Annotated in this window: 19 protein-coding genes; 8 read left to right on the forward strand and 11 right to left on the reverse strand. The window is 62.5% G+C overall.

What is annotated here, in order from left to right; genetic code table 11:
* The first annotated feature begins 83 nt into the window (after positions 1 to 83).
* Together RBJ75_RS28760 and RBJ75_RS28765 are read left to right on the forward strand one after the other, a co-directional pair.
* Positions 84 to 575, forward strand: coding sequence for an autoinducer binding domain-containing protein (locus tag RBJ75_RS28760; RefSeq protein WP_234707361.1), 492 nt, complete (start codon positions 84 to 86; stop codon positions 573 to 575).
* Positions 547 to 801, forward strand: coding sequence for a helix-turn-helix domain-containing protein (locus RBJ75_RS28765; protein WP_234707370.1), 255 nt, complete (start codon positions 547 to 549; stop codon positions 799 to 801). The genes RBJ75_RS28760 and RBJ75_RS28765 overlap by 29 nt, the downstream gene beginning before the upstream one ends.
* 15 nt (positions 802 to 816) lie before the next feature.
* Here the strand turns inward: RBJ75_RS28765 and RBJ75_RS28770 are convergent, their stop codons facing one another.
* Both RBJ75_RS28770 and RBJ75_RS28775 read right to left on the reverse strand, forming a co-directional pair.
* Positions 817 to 3,156, reverse strand: a complete 2,340-nt coding sequence (locus RBJ75_RS28770; RefSeq protein ID WP_276156487.1) for a relaxase/mobilization nuclease domain-containing protein — start codon at positions 3,154 to 3,156, stop codon at positions 817 to 819.
* A complete protein-coding gene (locus RBJ75_RS28775; protein WP_044403916.1) occupies positions 3,153 to 3,581 on the reverse strand; it encodes a hypothetical protein in 429 nt (142 codons plus the stop codon). The genes RBJ75_RS28770 and RBJ75_RS28775 overlap by 4 nt, the downstream gene beginning before the upstream one ends.
* A gap of 527 nt (positions 3,582 to 4,108) precedes the next feature.
* On the opposite strand from RBJ75_RS28775, the gene RBJ75_RS28780 reads away from it, so the two are divergent.
* Complete coding sequence (locus RBJ75_RS28780; protein ID WP_002719025.1) at positions 4,109 to 4,807, forward strand: ParA family protein; 699 nt, start codon at positions 4,109 to 4,111, stop codon at positions 4,805 to 4,807.
* Positions 4,804 to 5,217: a hypothetical protein gene (locus tag RBJ75_RS28785; RefSeq protein WP_002719024.1), complete on the forward strand. Its 414-nt coding sequence runs from the start codon at positions 4,804 to 4,806 to the stop codon at positions 5,215 to 5,217. The genes RBJ75_RS28780 and RBJ75_RS28785 overlap by 4 nt, the downstream gene beginning before the upstream one ends.
* An 80-nt stretch (positions 5,218 to 5,297) precedes the next feature.
* On the opposite strand, the gene repC (RBJ75_RS28790) is transcribed toward RBJ75_RS28785, so the two are convergent.
* Positions 5,298 to 6,530, reverse strand: coding sequence for a plasmid replication protein RepC (repC, locus tag RBJ75_RS28790; protein WP_040308457.1), 1,233 nt, complete (start codon positions 6,528 to 6,530; stop codon positions 5,298 to 5,300).
* A gap of 316 nt (positions 6,531 to 6,846) precedes the next feature.
* On the opposite strand from repC (RBJ75_RS28790), the gene RBJ75_RS28795 reads away from it, so the two are divergent.
* The gene (locus tag RBJ75_RS28795; RefSeq protein WP_002719022.1) at positions 6,847 to 7,158 is read left to right on the forward strand and encodes a helix-turn-helix domain-containing protein; all 312 of its coding nucleotides are present in this window, start codon (positions 6,847 to 6,849) and stop codon (positions 7,156 to 7,158) included.
* Positions 7,155 to 7,640, forward strand: a complete 486-nt coding sequence (locus RBJ75_RS28800; RefSeq protein ID WP_002719021.1) for a helix-turn-helix domain-containing protein — start codon at positions 7,155 to 7,157, stop codon at positions 7,638 to 7,640. The genes RBJ75_RS28795 and RBJ75_RS28800 overlap by 4 nt, the downstream gene beginning before the upstream one ends.
* A 59-nt stretch (positions 7,641 to 7,699) precedes the next feature.
* Here the strand turns inward: RBJ75_RS28800 and RBJ75_RS28805 are convergent, their stop codons facing one another.
* From RBJ75_RS28805 to RBJ75_RS28840, 8 genes are all read right to left on the reverse strand, one after another.
* Positions 7,700 to 8,032, reverse strand: a complete 333-nt coding sequence (locus RBJ75_RS28805) for a single-stranded DNA-binding protein (protein WP_002719020.1) — start codon at positions 8,030 to 8,032, stop codon at positions 7,700 to 7,702.
* Between the two features lie 618 nt (positions 8,033 to 8,650).
* A complete protein-coding gene (repC, locus tag RBJ75_RS28810; RefSeq protein WP_044403887.1) occupies positions 8,651 to 9,883 on the reverse strand; it encodes a plasmid replication protein RepC in 1,233 nt (410 codons plus the stop codon).
* Between the two features lie 193 nt (positions 9,884 to 10,076).
* Complete coding sequence (gene repB, locus RBJ75_RS28815; RefSeq protein ID WP_111772144.1) at positions 10,077 to 11,060, reverse strand: plasmid partitioning protein RepB; 984 nt, start codon at positions 11,058 to 11,060, stop codon at positions 10,077 to 10,079.
* Entirely contained in the window at positions 11,057 to 12,280 is a 1,224-nt protein-coding gene (repA, locus tag RBJ75_RS28820) for a plasmid partitioning protein RepA (protein WP_024584969.1), read from the reverse strand. The genes repB and repA overlap by 4 nt, the downstream gene beginning before the upstream one ends.
* Positions 12,281 to 12,485: 205 nt before the next feature.
* Positions 12,486 to 13,658 carry a site-specific integrase gene (locus tag RBJ75_RS28825; RefSeq protein WP_044414607.1) on the reverse strand — a complete coding sequence of 391 codons (1,173 nt, stop codon included), beginning with the start codon at positions 13,656 to 13,658 and terminating at the stop codon, positions 12,486 to 12,488.
* A 13-nt stretch (positions 13,659 to 13,671) separates the two neighbouring features.
* Entirely contained in the window at positions 13,672 to 14,760 is a 1,089-nt protein-coding gene (locus tag RBJ75_RS28830; protein ID WP_044414608.1) for a hypothetical protein, read from the reverse strand.
* On the reverse strand, positions 14,757 to 15,194 hold the full coding sequence (locus RBJ75_RS28835; RefSeq protein WP_044414609.1) for a type II toxin-antitoxin system VapC family toxin: 438 nt from the start codon (positions 15,192 to 15,194) through the stop codon (positions 14,757 to 14,759). The genes RBJ75_RS28830 and RBJ75_RS28835 overlap by 4 nt, the downstream gene beginning before the upstream one ends.
* Complete coding sequence (locus RBJ75_RS28840; RefSeq protein ID WP_044414610.1) at positions 15,191 to 15,469, reverse strand: type II toxin-antitoxin system Phd/YefM family antitoxin; 279 nt, start codon at positions 15,467 to 15,469, stop codon at positions 15,191 to 15,193. Before RBJ75_RS28840 ends, RBJ75_RS28835 begins: the two co-directional genes overlap by 4 nt.
* A 37-nt stretch (positions 15,470 to 15,506) precedes the next feature.
* Between RBJ75_RS28840 and RBJ75_RS28845 the strand changes: the two genes are divergently transcribed.
* Positions 15,507 to 15,890 (forward strand): prevent-host-death protein, encoded by a 384-nt coding sequence (locus RBJ75_RS28845; protein ID WP_234707474.1) that lies wholly within the window; start codon positions 15,507 to 15,509, stop codon positions 15,888 to 15,890.
* A 241-nt stretch (positions 15,891 to 16,131) separates the two neighbouring features.
* On the forward strand, positions 16,132 to 17,346 hold the full coding sequence (locus tag RBJ75_RS28850; RefSeq protein ID WP_173427372.1) for an RHE_PE00001 family protein: 1,215 nt from the start codon (positions 16,132 to 16,134) through the stop codon (positions 17,344 to 17,346).
* Positions 17,347 to 17,516 lie beyond the last annotated feature (170 nt).

The raw sequence follows: 17,516 nt of genomic DNA on the forward strand, positions 1-17,516 counted from the left end.
ACAGTCGATCGAATGTTGGCACAGCGATATCAGAACACCCGGTGCAATATTGCGGCAACGAGCCGCGTCGATGGCGGTGACGATTGAAAGAACGGTTTGATCATACCTGGCGTTTTATTGAAGCCGTGGAACGCGTGCCGACGCCGGACGCCATCGAACGTTGTCTTTTGGAATTAGCAGCAAACTTTGGCTTTACGGCAGTATTCGGCGGCGTCGTTCCGATTAAACGGATGCCGCAGGCCGAAGTTTGTTCACGAATTTTATTTCGGCATTTCCCGAACGAATGGGCCAATAGGTATAACCGCAAAGGTTATGCATTTCGCGATCCAGTCGTTCATCGCCTCCGCTACGATAAGATGCCGTTCAGCTGGAGTGATAGATCATGCTCTAGCGCTGGCGACGTTGCACTGATTCAAGGAGAGGCCTCGGAGTTTGGCTTGCGACACGGTCACGTGATTCCTATTTCGATGATCGACGGAGCTCTCACGGCAGTTTCGTTCGGAGGTTCCAGCATCCATTGCAGCGCGGCGGATCTGTCCGCGCTAAATTTTTGCGGCAAGCTACGCCGTTGGTAGCTGTCTCCATCATGCGGAATCGCGGCGGCGCCAGCGCCACCAGCTCACGGCACGAGAGTACGATTGCTTACTCTGGGCAGGCGAAGGAAAGACCGATTGGGAGATTTCCGTAATTCTTGGAATCTCCCGCTCTACGGTATTGAAGCATATCCTTGCCGCCCGTGAGAAGCTTGGCGCCGTTAACAAAGCACACGCAATCGCAAAAGCTATTCGCACCAAGCCATGAGCTAATCTCAGTCGACTATTTCATCCGTTGAGCCTTAATGGTCTCCGCCATAGTGCGTTCCGTCTCAAGCTCACGCACGATTTGTTCCTGTTCGGCGCGAAGCTTCGCCAAAGCGTCAGTCTGGATCAAGGATGCTGGTAACGACTGGGCTGGGTATTCCGCGATCGCCCGCGCTGCCTCGACCGCCGCGGCTGCCTCGCGAGCTTCGCGCGCCGCCGATTGTTGTGAGCCGCTGACGATGGCCCTTTCCGACTGCAACTCCCTCTGCGAAGCAGGATCAATGCCCCCGCTAGCCTCCTGCCGCCGCTCGGCGTCGATTGCGCGGTTCGCGAGACGTTCAACGGATGTCGCCTCACGCTCTTCCTTGATCCGCACCTCCTGCGCACGTTCGATAAGGCGATCGGCATTGACGCCAACGACGGCCTCGACGTCGGCCCGACTAAGCTGCTGTACGCCTGTTTCCTGCATTCGTTGTAGATCAATCCGATTGGCGAGCGTTTCGAGATAACGCCCCGATGTCTCCCGGAATTGCTGCTTGGTCTCGCCATCTAGGAGGTCGCTGGTGCGGGAAACCGCGTCGTTCATGAGACGGAGATCCTGGACCATTTGCTGCGATGTAACTGGCATCTCGCCCTCCTTTGTCAAAAACTCTACGCGCTTGCCGATTGTATGAAGGATGGCCCCAACGGTCTGCGCCATCAACAGCCGTTCGAGCATATCCTTTGCCATCCTGTTTGACGGCTGCTCTCCAGCAACAGCCTTCCAGGCGACGATGCTCTCGTTCACGACTTTGCGGTCGGGCGCCGACATCGGCAGACGGATAGGGTTCGTTTTCGCCTTCTGGATCCGCTGCCGGGCATTGTCGATGAGACGTTGATTGGCGGGATCGGCGGCATAGGCGCGATCTCGGGCTTCGCGCGCGGGACGCGGTCGATCGGCCGCCTCGACGATCGCTTTGTCCTTCGGGCCATGGCTTTGCGATGAAGCTCTCTCTTTCGCCGAGGTGGCGACGATCTTCAAACCTTGCGCCTGGGCATGCTGCGCGTAGGCCTCGCGCCACTCCGCAAAGGTGTCCCGGTTGGGATGGATCTTCTGACCGGATTCGTTCTTCACGGCGATGACGGCGTGAGCGTGGATGTGCCCGGCCGATTCCTTGTCCGTGTGAACGCCAAACATGAATTTATGATCGGCAAAGCGGTCATGCAGGAAGGCGCGCGCCGCATTGGTCAATGCCGCCACATCGGTTCCGGCCTTCGCCGAAATGATCAGATGCATCGTATCGCGCGCGGATTGCGACCGAAGCGACGGCCCCCATTCGCGGGCGGCAATTCGCGCATCCGAGACGTTGGACAGGCTCTTGCCGCCGTCGTCGATGGCGGCTCCCTTCTCGATCAGCTTGTTGAGCCTGTAGGTGACGCCATCGCGGCCATGGCTCGTCGCCCCCGGCCGAATAGCCACAGTCTCCGCATCAATGCCTGTGGCCGCTGCGATCCTGGCACGAACCGCCGCATCCGAAACGGAATCGAGACGGCGTGGTCTGGCGTCGTATTCCTGATTGGCGGCCTGAGCCTCTCGAATGCGGAACCGCTCCTTGCCGCTCCCGGCCATGGCCGCGACAACGTGCGCCTCGAGCTGCCCCTTATCATCGACGTCGAGGCGAGCAGCGTGGCGATGTCCCGAGAAGGCGGCCGCGACGGCCTTCTCGTAGGCCGCTCGGCCTTCCGCAGTATCTGGGACACCTTCAAGCTTCAGACGAAACGCGCCGACGTCCTGACTTTCCGCGCGCTTGGAAAAATCCGTCGACCAAGCCTTGATCTCGTCAGCCACAGCTTCCCGATCCGTCAACAATCGCCCGTCATGGGTCTCGAGGGGGACGTCTTCGCGCTGGACATATTGGCCGGTCGCCGTGGCGCGTGTGACGCCGCGCGCGTAGGACACCACCTTGATGACGGCAGGCTGGTAGCCGGCAGCAAGTTGCCGGGCCCGGCCAAGCGGTCCGCCCCCGGCCGAGTTCATTCCGGCTCCGCCAGAGCCGGCGCTGAATCCTCCGGAGATCGGGCTCGACGCGCCACGCGAAGGCGAAGCCCCAGGACCTACGCCGCCACCTCCGGTCGCGGCCGGGATCGAACGCGCCCGCTCCTCGTCCCGCTCGCCCGTGATTGTCGCGCCGCGAATGATCTCTTGAGCCGGCGGCGTCTTGGGAAGCGGCGCCACGCGTGCTCGACGGGCGCGGACGTCCTCATCCAACAGGCCGGGCCGGCGCGGCTGCCGACGTTCTGTCCGCGCCTCCGCCACCGCCCGACGCGCGGCCTCGACCTGCTCAAGCCACCAGACGATCTGTGCCGTGCGGCTCATGCCAGTTCCTCGTCCGAGATCTCCGCCGGCAGCGCGAGCCGGGCCTCCCGACGCAGCTTCGAGCCATAGGCCACGGTCATTTCGGTCAGTTCGTCATTAATAGAGGCGATAACGTCGTGCAGGCCTCGCCACACCGGCTCGGTGTCTTCGATGCGCACCGCGTGGCCGCGATGAATCGCCTTGAGAACCTGCGCAAGGTTGCGGCCGACCATGCGCACCTGGCTCGCCAGTTCCACGACTGCGCGGGTGTTTTCGGCCGACAAAGCGGGACCGGCTTGGACGGAGGCCCGGATCAGCCGACGCACCACCTCGGCTTTCGGCAAGCCGAACAATGCGACGGCCTCCTGCAGACGCTGCTCATCGGCCTCGGACAACTCGGTCCGAAGCCTCGGCTTGCGTCGCGGAGCTCTCACGGAGCGAGCCATCGCCGCTCCCTCCCCTTCCCGGTTGACGGCTCGGCGGTCGCCAGACCGGAGCCGAATACGCCGAGCGTTCCGTCGGAACACCGGCGTCGCGCGCTAGCGCCCTCGGCTGCGCCCAGCAGCCGTCCCCGGTTTGGCCCACAAACCGGTATCTTGTCAACCAATATCTAATACACTGAATGTTAGACACTCAGCGCATGAAGGCGCTTGCGTCCAAAAAAGCTGTCCGAATGAACTCTCCAACCTTCTGGCGCGCAGTGCCATCCACAAGCTCCTGATTGCGGCAAGACCGCAATTCGGCAAGACGGTAACGCCGGAGAACGGGAATGCCTCAACACCGTAACAACCTCATCCGACATCCCGGCAACGCGGCATCACCGCATTCGCAAAATCACCGATTAACGAACCAGTGCATTGCGACAAAACCGCAATCACGATCTACCGAAAAGAGATATTGCGTGATTGCCGCAAGTTCATTATGTTGTATGTTGTCATTCCGCCGACGGAGCTCACCGCCTAAGGAGGACCAAGTGCCGAGCATCTTCGCCGTGGCAAACCCGAAAGGCGGAAGCGGCAAGACGACCGTCGCGATCATCCTCGCCGGCGAGTTCGCCAAGCACGGTTACTCGGTCGCCATTGTCGATGCCGATCCGCAGGGATCCTCTTACCAATGGCATGCGTCATCGGTCGCGCGGGGCTTGAGCCCGCAGGGCGTCGACCTCGTGCGCGCGCCTGATGAAAAGGCTCTCGCCCAGGCGATCGATCGGCTGGACGGCTATGACGTCGTCGTCGTCGACACCCCCGGCTATTATGGCGATGTCTTGATCCAGTCGGCGCTCCGCGCCGACCTCGTTGTCCTTCCTTGCAAGGTTCACACCTTCGACGCTTCCCAGGTCGTGCGCACCATCCGCAATCTCGAACAGCATGCTGCCAGCTCAAAGCTGCCGATGAGCCAGCATCGTGTTCTGTTCAACGAATACGACAGCCTCGACCGCAACACCCGGCCCCTGAAGGAGGTCGTCGCCTATCTCGATGCAGAAAAAGTTCCCGTTTGCGCCAACGCGCTGTACCGGCGCGTCACCTATCGCACCATGACAAGCGGACACGGCACGTTGTACCAGATGAGCGACAAGGACGAATCGGTCCGCAAGGCCCGTTACAACGCCGATCAGGTCGTCCGCGAATTGCTCGCTGCAAGCCAAGGTGCCGACCAGGGCGACGCCGCATGACGGATCCCGACTCTGCACAGAAACCGGATCGCCCCGCCCTGCCCCGCGACGCCTTCCGCGCTCATCGCGTGAACACGGCGCCGATCGATACCCCCGCGGCAAAGCCGGTCGTGGTAACACCCGCCTATGAAGATCAGGTCGCTGCGCCAGCAGCACATCCGACCTCGACGGAAAGCGCGTCGACCCGCAAGCCATCACGCCCTCAGAAAGCCCGCGATCGAAATCCATTCGATGTCTACGGCGAACGATCCTCATCTCGGCCTTACGCGTTGCGCTTCCCCGATGCGATCGACCTTGTGGTCCGTCAAATGGCCGCCGAGGAGCGAACACAGCCGCTTCGAATCATCGACCGCATAGTTTACGACCACCTCAAACGGATCGGCCGGCTGCCGCCGTCGCACGAAACCTGACAGAGATGTCCGCGCTGAGGCCGCATGTTCGCGGCCACGCGACGCACCAAATGAGGGAAGCGACACAAGCAGGATCACCTTTACGAAAAGTCGTCCGGGAAGGAAGATGAGGGTGGGTCTCTGTCACGGGCAGCTTGCCCTTGCCGCCGAAGCGCCATCAGCATCGGCCAGACTGAGAATTTGCCCGCTGCGGCGCGCCGGGCCAGGATTCGGAGATAGCCTCCTGGATTCTTGATGGCGTTGCCCCGTTGCAGAATGGCCGAGAGCACTACACTGGCTTGTCCATCGCCCATTGCGATGCGGGCTTCCTCCCAGGCGCTTGGACTAATGCCGAGCATGGAACGAACGGTGGATGCGGTCGTAATGAGATCCTGCGGCGTGCGGATGCCACTGCGCGCATAGTCGACGATGTCGGGACAGAGTTCGACCACCATGCGAATAGGGATTGCGCTGGCCGTTCGAGCGTTGCTGGGGTCAGCCATCTCATGGGCGCCCGGTGCCGGGTCAGGTTCGGATGAACTAGGCTCCTCCGGGCCTGAGTTCTGAGTCCGATCGGCCGATGAAATTGGCGGGACGGGCTCGATCGGATCAAGGTGTTGTTCGAGAGCTTTGACGATCGCTTTTGCCAAGCTCACTAGTTCGACAACGATGGGCTCAAGAATCTCACATTTCGGGACGCGAGGAAGCCGGGTCAGGATCTCTCGGAACGTCCGATGATAGGAGGCCCAATCGGCGGCGACACCCTGCTCCACACCAGTCGCAATCATCTTGGCGATGTCACGCCGCGCCAAGGTCATCCGTTCGCGAAGAATGCCGAGCGCCTGGCGCTTGGCGATGGCGGCTTCGGCCGCGGCAGCGAATTCGTCGGATCGGGCCACGATCGGTCCGAGATCGAAGCCAAACGCCTGTTCGATATCGCCGGAAGGCGTCTTGCGTGCGTAGCGTTTGCCATTCGGACTATCCCTTCGGAGAACGAGTCCGTGATCGACAAGCGCCGCAAGATGGCGGCGCAAGGTCGAGGCTGCCATCCCATGCGCGCGCAAGGCAAGAAGCCGATTTGAGGGAAACACGACCAGATCGGTCGCGCCGGCAGTCAATACTGTGTCGGGATGAAACGAGAGCAGTGCGTTCAAAACCATAAGCGCGCGATCGGAGATGGCGAGCGATGCCCGCGCCTCACAGATGTTTCGGAACACCTGCCATTTGTGCGCGGGCTTGCCCTCGGGGAATTCTCTCACGCCGCGTTGCGCCTCGACGGTACTGAGCGACAGCGGTCGCCGCCCAAACGGCGTAATCGGATTTTGGTCAAGCATCTCCATTCGCGTCCTCTCGTTAGCGAGAGCGCGGGCAAACAAAGACCGTGGCGTAAAAACGCGAGTCCCCTTGAACTGTCGGATGGCGCGGGCTAAAATGCCTCTATGCGATAGGGGCATTGTTGGCGATTGGCGTCGCCAGCCCGTTCATCCTCATGAGAGACCCGGCTCTGCCGGGTTTTTCTTTGTCCGAACGCACCTCTCTTGGTTGAATCGAATCCGTCTATTATATTGAATGTTGACCGGCCGTCCAACATGGAGGCTTGACCGGCGGAGCGGCGGAACCGTTTGCGTTTGGAACTGCGAGGAATCAGCGATGGGTGAGAAGTGTTGCCGCCGAAAGGCAGCTCACGCAGCGCAAGGCAGCACCTTGCGGAGTGCGTTCCACGCAGGATTGGAAGCGCTCAGGCTGGAATCGGGGCTGAGCCGGCGGGAATTCGCGGAGCGGCTTGGCATTCCGCGATCGAGTTATTTCCACTTGATGACATCGGCAGCCAATCCCAGCCTCGATTACATCGAGCTCATAGCCGAGCGGGCGGGTATCGACCCGCTGAGATTGCTTCACCGGCAGGTTAGCCCCACGGCCGGACGCCGCGCGGACATCAGGGATACTCGGGCGGCAAGATGAGTCGTTTCAAAGATTTGCCTGTAAAATTCTCCAACGTCCAATATACTGGACCTCGGGCTTGGTGTATGTTCCCCGGCGTTTCTCCCGGTGGACCCGAAAGCCAACCTACCATGTCACCAGTCCGCAAACCCCAGGCGACCGATCATTCTGTTCTGAGTGAAATGCTTGCAGCCCGGCTCCAGCAACTCGAAATCGAGAACGGTGGGACGGAACGCTTCCAGCGAAAGCTAGGCCTTGCGCGCGGCACCTACTACACGATGGTGCGTGGTAGAGGAAATCCGACGCTCCGAACCATCGAACGCATCGCATCGAGCCTCAATATGAGTGTATTCGAATTGCTTGGCTTCAACGATACCGATGCCCGTCGTGCGCTGAATAAAAGCGGTATCGATTACGATGAGTTGGTTTCCGCAATCGAAAAGAAAAATCAAGCCGAGCGTAGCCTTGCGCGTCAGACGCGATCACGCAAATTGCCATACTGAAATTAGCACAACCGGAAGGCGGAAAGCGGCGGGGAGGCCAAAACCTCCCCGCCGATCCGCTATGCGGCGACGCGCTCGCTGGCTTGCGCCAGCCGGCCCAACTCCAGACCGATGAGATCGACGGTGTAAACCCGCTGGCCGTCGCGCTCAAAGCTGTTCTGCCGAAGTCGCCCGCGGACGTGGACCAAGTCTCCCTTGCTGATGTGCTCGTTCACGTAAGACTGGATCGCCTTTGTGAAGATTGTGACCTCGTTCCAGTGCGCGTCGTCCTTCCACTGACCTTTGTCGTCCTTGAACGGGTAGTTGGCGCAGATGCTGACGCGAACAGTCTTGCCGACCTGCTTGATGGTTCCGACCCGACCGATGAGAGTGAATTCGGCGATATTGCGCATTATCTTTCTCCATCTTGTGGGGCTGTGCCCCGTTGCGATGGCGATCCGTTCATGGCCGGGAAGACGAAACAGAGCCGGAGCCGCCAGAGGCGAGCGGAGGGCAAGCGCAGCGCTGCGCCCCGGCCGGAGCCACGAATTTTGGCGCTGCAGGCGCATGCGCGAGGAATGCTGGTCGGGGTCCCCGCTTGCGGGGGAAACCGGCAGGGGAAAATTCTTGGCTCCAGGGGCCGACGTGCCGTCGACGGCCATAGGAATCCAGCCATGCAACCGGGAGCGACAGCCCGAACAGGGGAAAGATCTGCGATCGTCGCCAGCGCCCGGATCTTCGGCGGACGGATCAAAAGGGACGGCCATGTGATCGTTGCGGCGTTTCGCACATTTGCCGACGGACGACATTTCGGAAGCGCCGACCTGTCCTGACGAGTACGATCGTCTTGGCGATTCCCAGGATGCGTGCGGCCCGCGCGGAGAGACCGAGCACTGCGGAACGGCCGCGCAGTTTCAGTTTTCCGCGACCCCCGGGGCGCTCGATCACCTGCTCGCAGCCAAGTGCGTCCATGGCTAAAGCTCAAGAATGCCAGGCAAAGCGAGGAGGTGAAGATGAGGTCGACCATTACGTCACGCCCGCCGCTTTTCGTTGAGGTGCGAATTGATCTGCGACATCAAAATCGGGCCGAGCGAGAACTCTCCGGCCTCCGCTTTTCGAGTCAAACCGCGCAGGTAACCGCCGGCGGACCTGATCGCCGTGCCACGCTGCAGAATGCACGCGACAACAATCGCAGCCGGCGTCTCACCGAGGATCGTTTGCGCCTCCTCCCAGGCACTCGGACTAATTCCGAGCATCGATCGAACCACGGCGGCGGTGGCGAGGAAATCCCGCCAGTTCGAAATCCCGCCCTTGGCGTAATCGACAATATCGGGGCAGGCGCTCAGCACCATTCCCAACGGATAGGTCCCTTCCGCCACCCTCGGTGCTTGGGGTGTTGGCTCAGCCCTCGCCGCCCTGCCTTCTCGAAGGCTAGGTTCAAGATCAATAAGGGGGTCTGTATTTGAATTCTGTATGTGGCGCTCAGAATGGGACTCATTGGCGCTAGGATTCTTGGTTTTGATATGTGTTTCCAGAAGATTGAGCACATCATCGGCAAGCTGTGACAGCTCTTCGGCGATCGGCTCGAGTTCTTGCCGCGTTGCCGTGCGCGGAATCTGGTCGATGATCGAGCGGAAGGCGGCGTGGACCTCCTGCCAATCGGCCGGCCCCTGCCCTCCCCTACGGGTCGGGACGCCTTCCTCGATACCGGTTGCGATCATCTTGCCTATATCGCGCCGGCACAGCGTGATCCGCTCACGGACGAGCTTTAGCGCCCGCGCTTCTGCCTCAATGTCCGCCGCCAGGCTCTCGAATTCCTCCGATCGGACAACCAGTGGCGAGATATCGAAGCCGAAGGCCAGCTCGATCTCGCCGGCGCTGCCCTTGCGAGCATAGCGCTTGCCGTTTGGACTATCGCGCCGAACGACCAAGCCAGCATCGACGAGTACAGCAAGGTGACGCCGCAATGTCGATGCCGGCATCCCATGCGCCCGCAGCGACAACTGATAATTCGACGGGAAGACGATCAGATCGTCCTCTCCCGTGAGCGCGGTCTCAGGATGGAAGGTGAGAAGCGCGTTCAAAACCGAGAGCGAACGCTCGGACACACCCAGCCGCGGCCGCGCCGTGCAGATGGCGTGAAAGATCTTCCATTTGTGTACGACCTTCTCGGGTGGCCGCGTGGTGGCCACCATTTGGCTTGCCACGTGGGCAAGCGTCAGTGATCGCCGCCCAAAGGGCGTCGTTGGAGCGTGTGACTGCATGTCTTTGCCTCTTCAGGGCAAAGGAAATCGGCTCGCCAAAACGACGCCGTCTCTCACGAGACACTTGACTGCGATTCGCGGAAGTGATTCTCTGTCAGTCGCCAAACAGACGAGAGAGGGCTTCCGGACGGAAACGTTTGGGGGCCTTTTCTTTTGCCGCTATGAATCCTTCTTCGTATTGCGGGAACGCGGCTTACACATCGGCGCGGCGTCGAAACGCCGCGTAGATTTCGGGTAGCTGTTCAATCAGGTAAGATCCGAAAGCGGGCGCTGATTTCTCTTCGATCGTGAATTGAAGGCGATCTTTTCCCTGCACGATCTGCACGAGGGGGGCGCCAGTATCTGACTTGATGACCTGTTTGGTCTTTTTGGCCTGACGAGGTGACAGTGCCTTGAGGGCCCGGGCGAAGCGCGAGTCGCTTTCAAGAGCATCGAAGCCAGGTGACACGATCGCTTGGCGCCATCTGTCGCCGGTCTTTGGGAGAAGTTCTGCCAACTGTTCCCACCGAGGCCGGCCAACCTTTGGGGCCGGACCGATGGCGACGATGAGCTCTTCTGGGACGCTGCGCGCGACCGTGATCATGGTCGACAGATTGCCCTTGTGGACCGCCAAGGCCGCCGTCAACGCTGACCGAGCGAACCCGTGATCCTCAAGCCGCGCTGCGAAGAGCGCGCGCTCGATGAAAGAGAGATCGCGCCTTTCGAGATTCTCTCGGCCCTGGGCCACCACGAGTTGCTCGTCGCTCAGGTGTTTGACAATGGCCTTAACTGGTCGGCCAAGGCGCTGCAGCGCTTCTAGTCGCCGATGCCCATACGCAACTTGATATCGACCCTCCGTTTGAGGGCTCGGTCTCACCAGAATCGGGACTTGTTGCCCATGTTCAGCAATGCTGGCCTGAAAGGCCTCAAACTCCGCAGCCTTCGCATCGTCCAACCGGTCGCGAATAAAGGATGGATCGATCAGCGCGGGATCGAGCTCCACCACGTGATCTCCACCAGCGAGTTGCTCACGTAGGGCTCTCGCTTCGTCGGCATCCTGCGATAGGCTCTGCAGAGAGAGTCCCATAGCCTTAAGCGATCCCGATTTGACCGGGGTGCGAGTTTGCCGGTCATCGGATGATGGCTGCGCGGTGATTGGGGCCATCATGGCTTTGAGCGCGTCACGTCGCTTGTTCACACCGCCCTCCCCCATGCCTCTTTGACAAGATTCTCGATCTCGGCATGCGCGCCATCGAGGGATTCAAGAGCGCGGTCGTAGGTGCTTCGAACGAAATTCTCGCGGCCGACTTCGTACAGCGTTTGTTTGGTCAACCCCGCGTCTGAGATAGCCGTTGACTTCAAAATTGCGGTCGTAAGGACACGCTCGCCGAACAGGCTGCGCATGAGCCCAACGATTTGGCCCTGGGGACCATCGGTGGGCTCAAAACGCGTAATCACGTAACGAAAGAAATCGTAATCGGCGTCGCCGCCGGCTTGCTCGACCACATCGAGAAGACTCGCAGTCATGTGCAAGAACTGCGACATCGACGCGACGTCGAGCATCTGAGGATGGATCGTCACCAAAACACTGCGAGCGGCACATAGCGCGGAGAGCGTGAGAAAACCTAGAGATGGCGGGCAGTCGAGAATGACGACGTCATAGTTGTCTTCAACTGACGCGAGTGCACTTGCGATGCGCGAGAAAAACATGCGCTCGGAGCCGCGGTTGCGTTCGGCCAGGACTTTTGGCGTATCGTGCTCGAACTCCTGGAGCTCGAGATTGCCCGGAACGATATCGAGGCCCGAGAAATAGGTTTTCCGGATAATCTCGGACAACGGTCGGCGAGCGTCATCGTAGCGGATTGCGCCATACAGCGTTTCGTTTTCTTGGAGATCAAATTCTGGCTGGAGGCCGAATAAGGCAGAGAGCGATGCTTGAGGATCAAGATCAATCGCCAGAGTGCGATAGCCCCTCATCGCGAAGTGTTGCGCCACGTGAGCGGCGGTCGTGGTTTTGCCAGAGCCGCCCTTGAAATTCGTGACAGCGATGACCTGGAGATGCTCACCCTCGCGACGGTTCGGGGCGTAGCTCTGTTTGGTCTTCGCAAGCGTGCGTCGGATTTCGTGCACTTGCTCCAATGAAAATAGGCGGCGCCCACGAGCCGTCTTTTCTGCCTCAGGGGCGTCGCCGGCAAGTGAGAGATGGCGAATATAGGCGTCGGTAACGCCGATCAGCTTTGCTGCTTCGCCGGAGGTGAATTTGCGGAGCTCTTTCAGAGACGACGGTGGAAACGCGCGGAGCCGCAACTCCTTGAGCTGGGCGCTAAGAAGATCGGCATCCGACTCCACAAGCCGCGTTAGAGAGCGGACTTTCTTGCCGGTTCGGTGGCTGGCATCATTTGCTGCTAGAGCCGTCATATACGCTCGGTATCCAAATTTTCCACGTTGAGCGTAAATTCGGCGACTTCTCCGAGTCGGTCAAGCAAATAAGGGTTAACGGAAATTAACCACTTGGCCCAGCCGAAGTGTTCTCAGCTGAGAACTTCAACTCGCCGCTGGCAGTTCTCAGCTGAGAACTGCCATGTGCGGGCAAGGCCTGCCGCTGGTCGGGGCCCATGGTGCATCAGAGAATCAAGCGCGCTGCCCGTCCCAACGATCGTTCTGCCTCATTGTAATAGCTGGCGGCTTGTTGCACCGACCGATGCTGCGACTGCTGCATCGCCTCGGGCAACGCGACGCCCTGGCGCGCCGCCTCCGTCAGATACCCCGACCTCAGCCCATGCGCCGAAAACTCCCGCGGCTCCAGGCCGGCCATGGCGCAACGCCGCTTGACGATCAGGTTGATCGACTGCGGCGTCAGCGTCCGTTCCTCGATCGCCTCCCAGCGGTCGATGGCGCGGAACACCGGTCCTTTGGCGATGTCGGCGCGCTCAAGCCATTCCCGCAGCGCGTCGACTGGCGGCCCGATCAAAAGCACCCCGCCCCCCTCGTCCGCGACCCCGGTCTTGGTCCGGCCGAGCTGGATCGTTACGCATGGCAAGGTTGGCGAATGGGGGTCTTTGGGGTCGAGCGGCACGGCGGGCTCGTCGCTGATCTGCTCGACGCGAAGCCGCGCCACCTCGCTGCGGCGCCGGCCGCCGGAGGCGAAGGCGAGGAGCAGGATCGCGAGATCCCGGGTGTCGACGAGCCGGTCGGAGCGGCAGGTCGCGAGCAGCCGGTCAAGCACGTCGCGAGTCACTGCCCGCTTGCTCTTGCGCTGGCGCGGCCGGACGCTGGCCCGGACCGCGAGCCGCAAGGCCGCACGAAGACTGGGGGCGTGGAACGGACCCTCCTGCCCTTTCCAGCGATGCAGCGTGCCCCAGTTCGCCAGCCGGCGTTTGACCGTCGACGGCGCATGCGGCCCATCGGTCCGAAGCAGTAAGGCCTCTCGCAGCTCCGTCGCGACCTTGGCCGGCATGCCGTGTTGCGGATCGGTTTCGCGCTCGGCTGGATCCCACAGGTGATGCGCGACGTATTTCAGGGCCAGGCTTTCCGGCGCCGGCCACGGCAGTGGCGCGCCGGTCGCGGCTTTCGCCCAGCCCTCAAGGTAAGCGAGATCGGAGGCGAGTGCCCGCAGCGTGTTCTCGCCCATGCCTTCGCGAGCGAGATGTTTTAGGGTCGCAACGTCGTCGTCGGTGAGGAGTTCGGCGAGCCGATCGCGCCGTTCCATCGGCAGGATCGCCGAGAACGCGTCGAGCTGCAGAGCCCGCCGGGTTTCGGGGTCAGAGATCAGCGCGCGGGAGGTGATGTCGTCCATCGGCAGCGCTCCGTCAGAAGCCGTAGCTTCGATCCGCCCAGCGCAGCAGCACGCAGGCGTCGGGGTCGGGAAGGCGGACGCGCTGGGCCATCAGGCCCTCAGCGATGGTGCGTCCGACATCGGGGTCGACCCAGTGGCCGTGGGTCATCAGGAAGAACCAGCCGAAGGGCAGGCCGATCTCTCGGTCCACAGCCTCGACCCGGTCCATCAGAAGGTGAACCGAAGCCTCCGGCGTCATGAGCAGCCGCTCCTTTGGCGGCTGCAGCGGCCGCGGGATAAAGCCGACCTCGCGCTCGCCCTGGTGGGTGTAATCGCGGGCGTCGAGCGCCCAATGGGCGAAGACGCGCTGTGGTCTGGCGCTCGATTCCTCCCAGTCCTGAAAGAACCGCAGCTCGCGCGGGACAAAATCAAAATAGTCCGCGACCGCGTCGAGGAACGGCGTCTCGCGCGTTCCGCCCGGCCCGCTCTCGCGAATGACACGCCGTTCCAGTTCGGGCCGCTTGGCCTCCCGCTTCTCGCGTTCGACGCGACCGCAGCGATCGAGGAAGCTGCGGACATGGATCACCGCGCCGCCGGCGCGGCCGAGGAGCCGATAGACCGGGCCGGACAGGCGATCGGAGTCCAGAATCTGATCGGTGCGAGGCCAGCTCGGATCGAGTAGTTCCGATTCTCCCCGGGGTCGATAGTCCGGGTTGACGATCGGGCCGGCGCGCCATTCGGTCTCCCGTCCGAGCGCAATCTGAAGATAGTCGGCCGCGCCGGGCCCGGTCGGCGCCGACACGAAGGCACCGGTGCCGCGCCATTCGGTGATCTGCAGATCGGTCTCTTTCAGGCGCAACCAGACCGCCTTGATGTCGCCGCTGTCCTTGGCGATCTCGGCCGCCATCCATGGCCGCAATTCACCAATCCGCGTGCCGTCGGGCCGGAGGACCGACCTGGTGTCGCGCCAGTAATCGTCGTCGATCGGCGCGACGCCAAAGGCAAAGCCCGGAAACGCGGCGGCCAGCGCAGGGATGAGGTCGGCGTCGACCGAGGCTGGATCGAGCCCGGCCAGGACGGTTTCGGGCGAGGCGGCGTCCGGGAGGCGGGCAGGGGTGGTCATCCCGACACTCCGTCATCGGTCCAGGGGTTCAGCAACGGCACGCCGAGCGGCGCAAAATCCTTGGTATTACGGGTCGCTAGCACGAGCTCGCTCACGAGTGCCGTGGCAGCGAAAAACCCGTCCATGACCGAGAGCGCGAAGCCGCTCTGGCGGGCCTGCGCCATCAGGTCGCCCCAGCGTTCGGCGATCGCGGGATCGATCGGCAGGATCCGCCCGGCGAAGCGCGCCGGCAGATCCTCCGCGAGCCAGGCGGTCAGCGCCTCGCGACGGCGGCCATCGTCCATCAGGGCGATGCCGCGCCGGAGCTCGGCGATCGACGCCACGCTGATGAAGGCCCGGTCCTCGTCGACCGTATCGAGCCAGGCGAGCACCTTTTGGTCCGGCGCCGGCCGGCGCACCTCCGACAGCACATTGGTGTCGAGCAGGACGTTCATAGATCGAGGTCGCGCGGTTGGTCGCGGGCCCGATCGAGGTCGAGATCGGCGTCGCGCAGGGGCGAGGCCATCAGGAACTCGGCCAGGGTGCCTTTGCGGACGGTCTTGCGCGCCCATTCCTCGGCCGAGACGATGACGACGCTCGGCTTGCCGTGGCGGGTGATGATCTGCGGGTCGCTCTGGGCGCGCTCGATCACTTCGGAGAGACGCGCCTTGGCGCCAGCGACCGTCCAGTGATCCGATTCGTGAGCAGGGGTTTTTCGGGGGATTGTCACGACTTGCTCCTGTGACCATATTGACTATCGTGACTATATGGCGAATCGCGGCGACTTTCAACGGGCGGTGTGCGGGGAAAACGTCCTTGCGCTAGTATCGGGGGCGAACGGAGGGAGCGTCATGGGCGGTCACGCGAAACAAAACCAGCCGCGGCCGGCGCCGGCCGACGAAGCCAGTGCTACCGGGCGCGATCGTCGGGCCGTTCGGACCGTCGATCTGACCGAGGAGGACATTGCCGCGATCGAGGCCTCGGAGATGACGCCCGGCTTTGAGCACCTCGATGCCGAGCTTGAGCCGGAGCCGGCCTCCCTGGTCGAGCAGGGCGTGCGCTTCGGCCGAGAACTCGGACAGCGCGGCGGGAAGACTGAGGGTCGGCCGGCCGACAAGGCCTTTCGCGACAGCCTGTTCGACGATTCCTGACCGCGATCGCGCCCACAGGCAAATAGCCGGCGCCGAAATCGACCGGGAGAGTAGTGGACAGTCTCTTCCGGAAGAAGGGGGGGCGCTGGCACGGGATGCCTTCTCTCGTCGATCTGAGGCCCGGCTGGGATGATTTTCCGGGCTGCGGGCGCTCAGAATCGCTGATTTGCGGTTCCGTGTCCATCACTATCGATAAGGGACAGTTATCGATAGTGAGAATGGCGTGCCAAAAGGCATGGCTATGACGGAAGCCAATGCCGTGTTAGCTTCCGTTTCAGCGATTCCCATTAAGGTTATCAAGCCCTTGCCATCCGCCTACCAGATTCCCGATCCGCTGCCCTGGGTGACCCTGGCCGGCCCGCTCGCCGCCGCTGAGGACGCGCTGGCCCGGCTCGACGAGCGGCTCGCCAAAAGCCCGATCCGCGACGGCTGGATCGCCCGGACTCACTTTGCCGACGCCGCTGCCTGCCTGTGGCTGGAGGGCGAGCTTGTCCACCTCGACGACCTCGTTCTCCACGACGCCGGCATGGATGTCCGCACGCCGACCCACGAGCTGACCCGCGCCCACGCCGTGCTGCGATCGCGGCAGCGCATCGCCGACGCGAAGCCCGATTGGGCGCTATCGGCGGCAGGCCTCGCCGGCCTGCGGGGCAGGGGAGGGTGCGCCTGCGAAGACGAGGCGAGCGACCGGGAAGCGAACGAAGCGGAGCAGGGCCCGGACGGGGATGATGACCACGCACTGGCGCGCGACGAGGCCGTCGGCAGCGCCGATGCCGATCCGCGGCTCGCCGAAGCCTTCGCCGCGGTGGATGCGGCGATCGCAAAGGCCGACCGCACGCTGGCGGGCGAGGCCGTAACGCAGCCGCGGCGCGCTCCCGAGCGCGACCCGCTGGTCTACGACATCGACTGGGATGAGGACGAACGTCTCACCGAGTGGCACGCCGTCGTCGACCAGACCCGCGCGATGCCACCGACCATGGCGGCGGCAATTGCGGCGGACGCCTGGGGTGCGATCGAGCCGCTGCAGCACACGCCCTGGCTGGGCCGGCTGCTGGCGGCCGCGCTGCTGCGCGGGCGCGGCAAGGCGCGTTGGCACCTGCCGTGCCTGCACGACGGACTGAAAGCGATCCCGCGCGAGCGGCGGCGACCACGGGATCAGGCTGGCCGCCTCGCGGTCCAACTCGAGGCCATCGCCGCCGCGGCCGAGCTCGGCCTGAAAGACCACGACCGCTGGCTCACCGCCCGCACGCTGCTCGGCCGCAAGCTCGCCGGCCGCCGCTCCACCTCCCGGCTGCCGGCGCTGCTCGACTACGTCCTGGCCAGGCCGATCGTCTCGGCTGGGATGATTGCGGAAGAGCTGAGGATTACACCGCGCGCGGCGCAGGACTTGGTCGCAGAACTCGGGCTGCGCGAGGCGACCGGAAGGGGACGGTATCGGGCGTGGGGGGTCCTTTAGTAAGAAAGACTTTGGCCTCACGCAAACTGATTCGTTTCGCGAACGCATGGTGGGTCTGACCGTGGTGAAGAACTCATTGATCTGAGCCCGGTCTGGCGAACAAATGGAATTCCTAGCGACCAGCACAAAAGCTTTTCGCGAGTAGAATAAGACCGACAAACCGGGGGCGG

This window comes from Rhodopseudomonas sp. BAL398 (assembly GCF_033001325.1).
Classification (GTDB): Bacteria; Pseudomonadota; Alphaproteobacteria; order Rhizobiales; family Xanthobacteraceae; genus JARJEH01.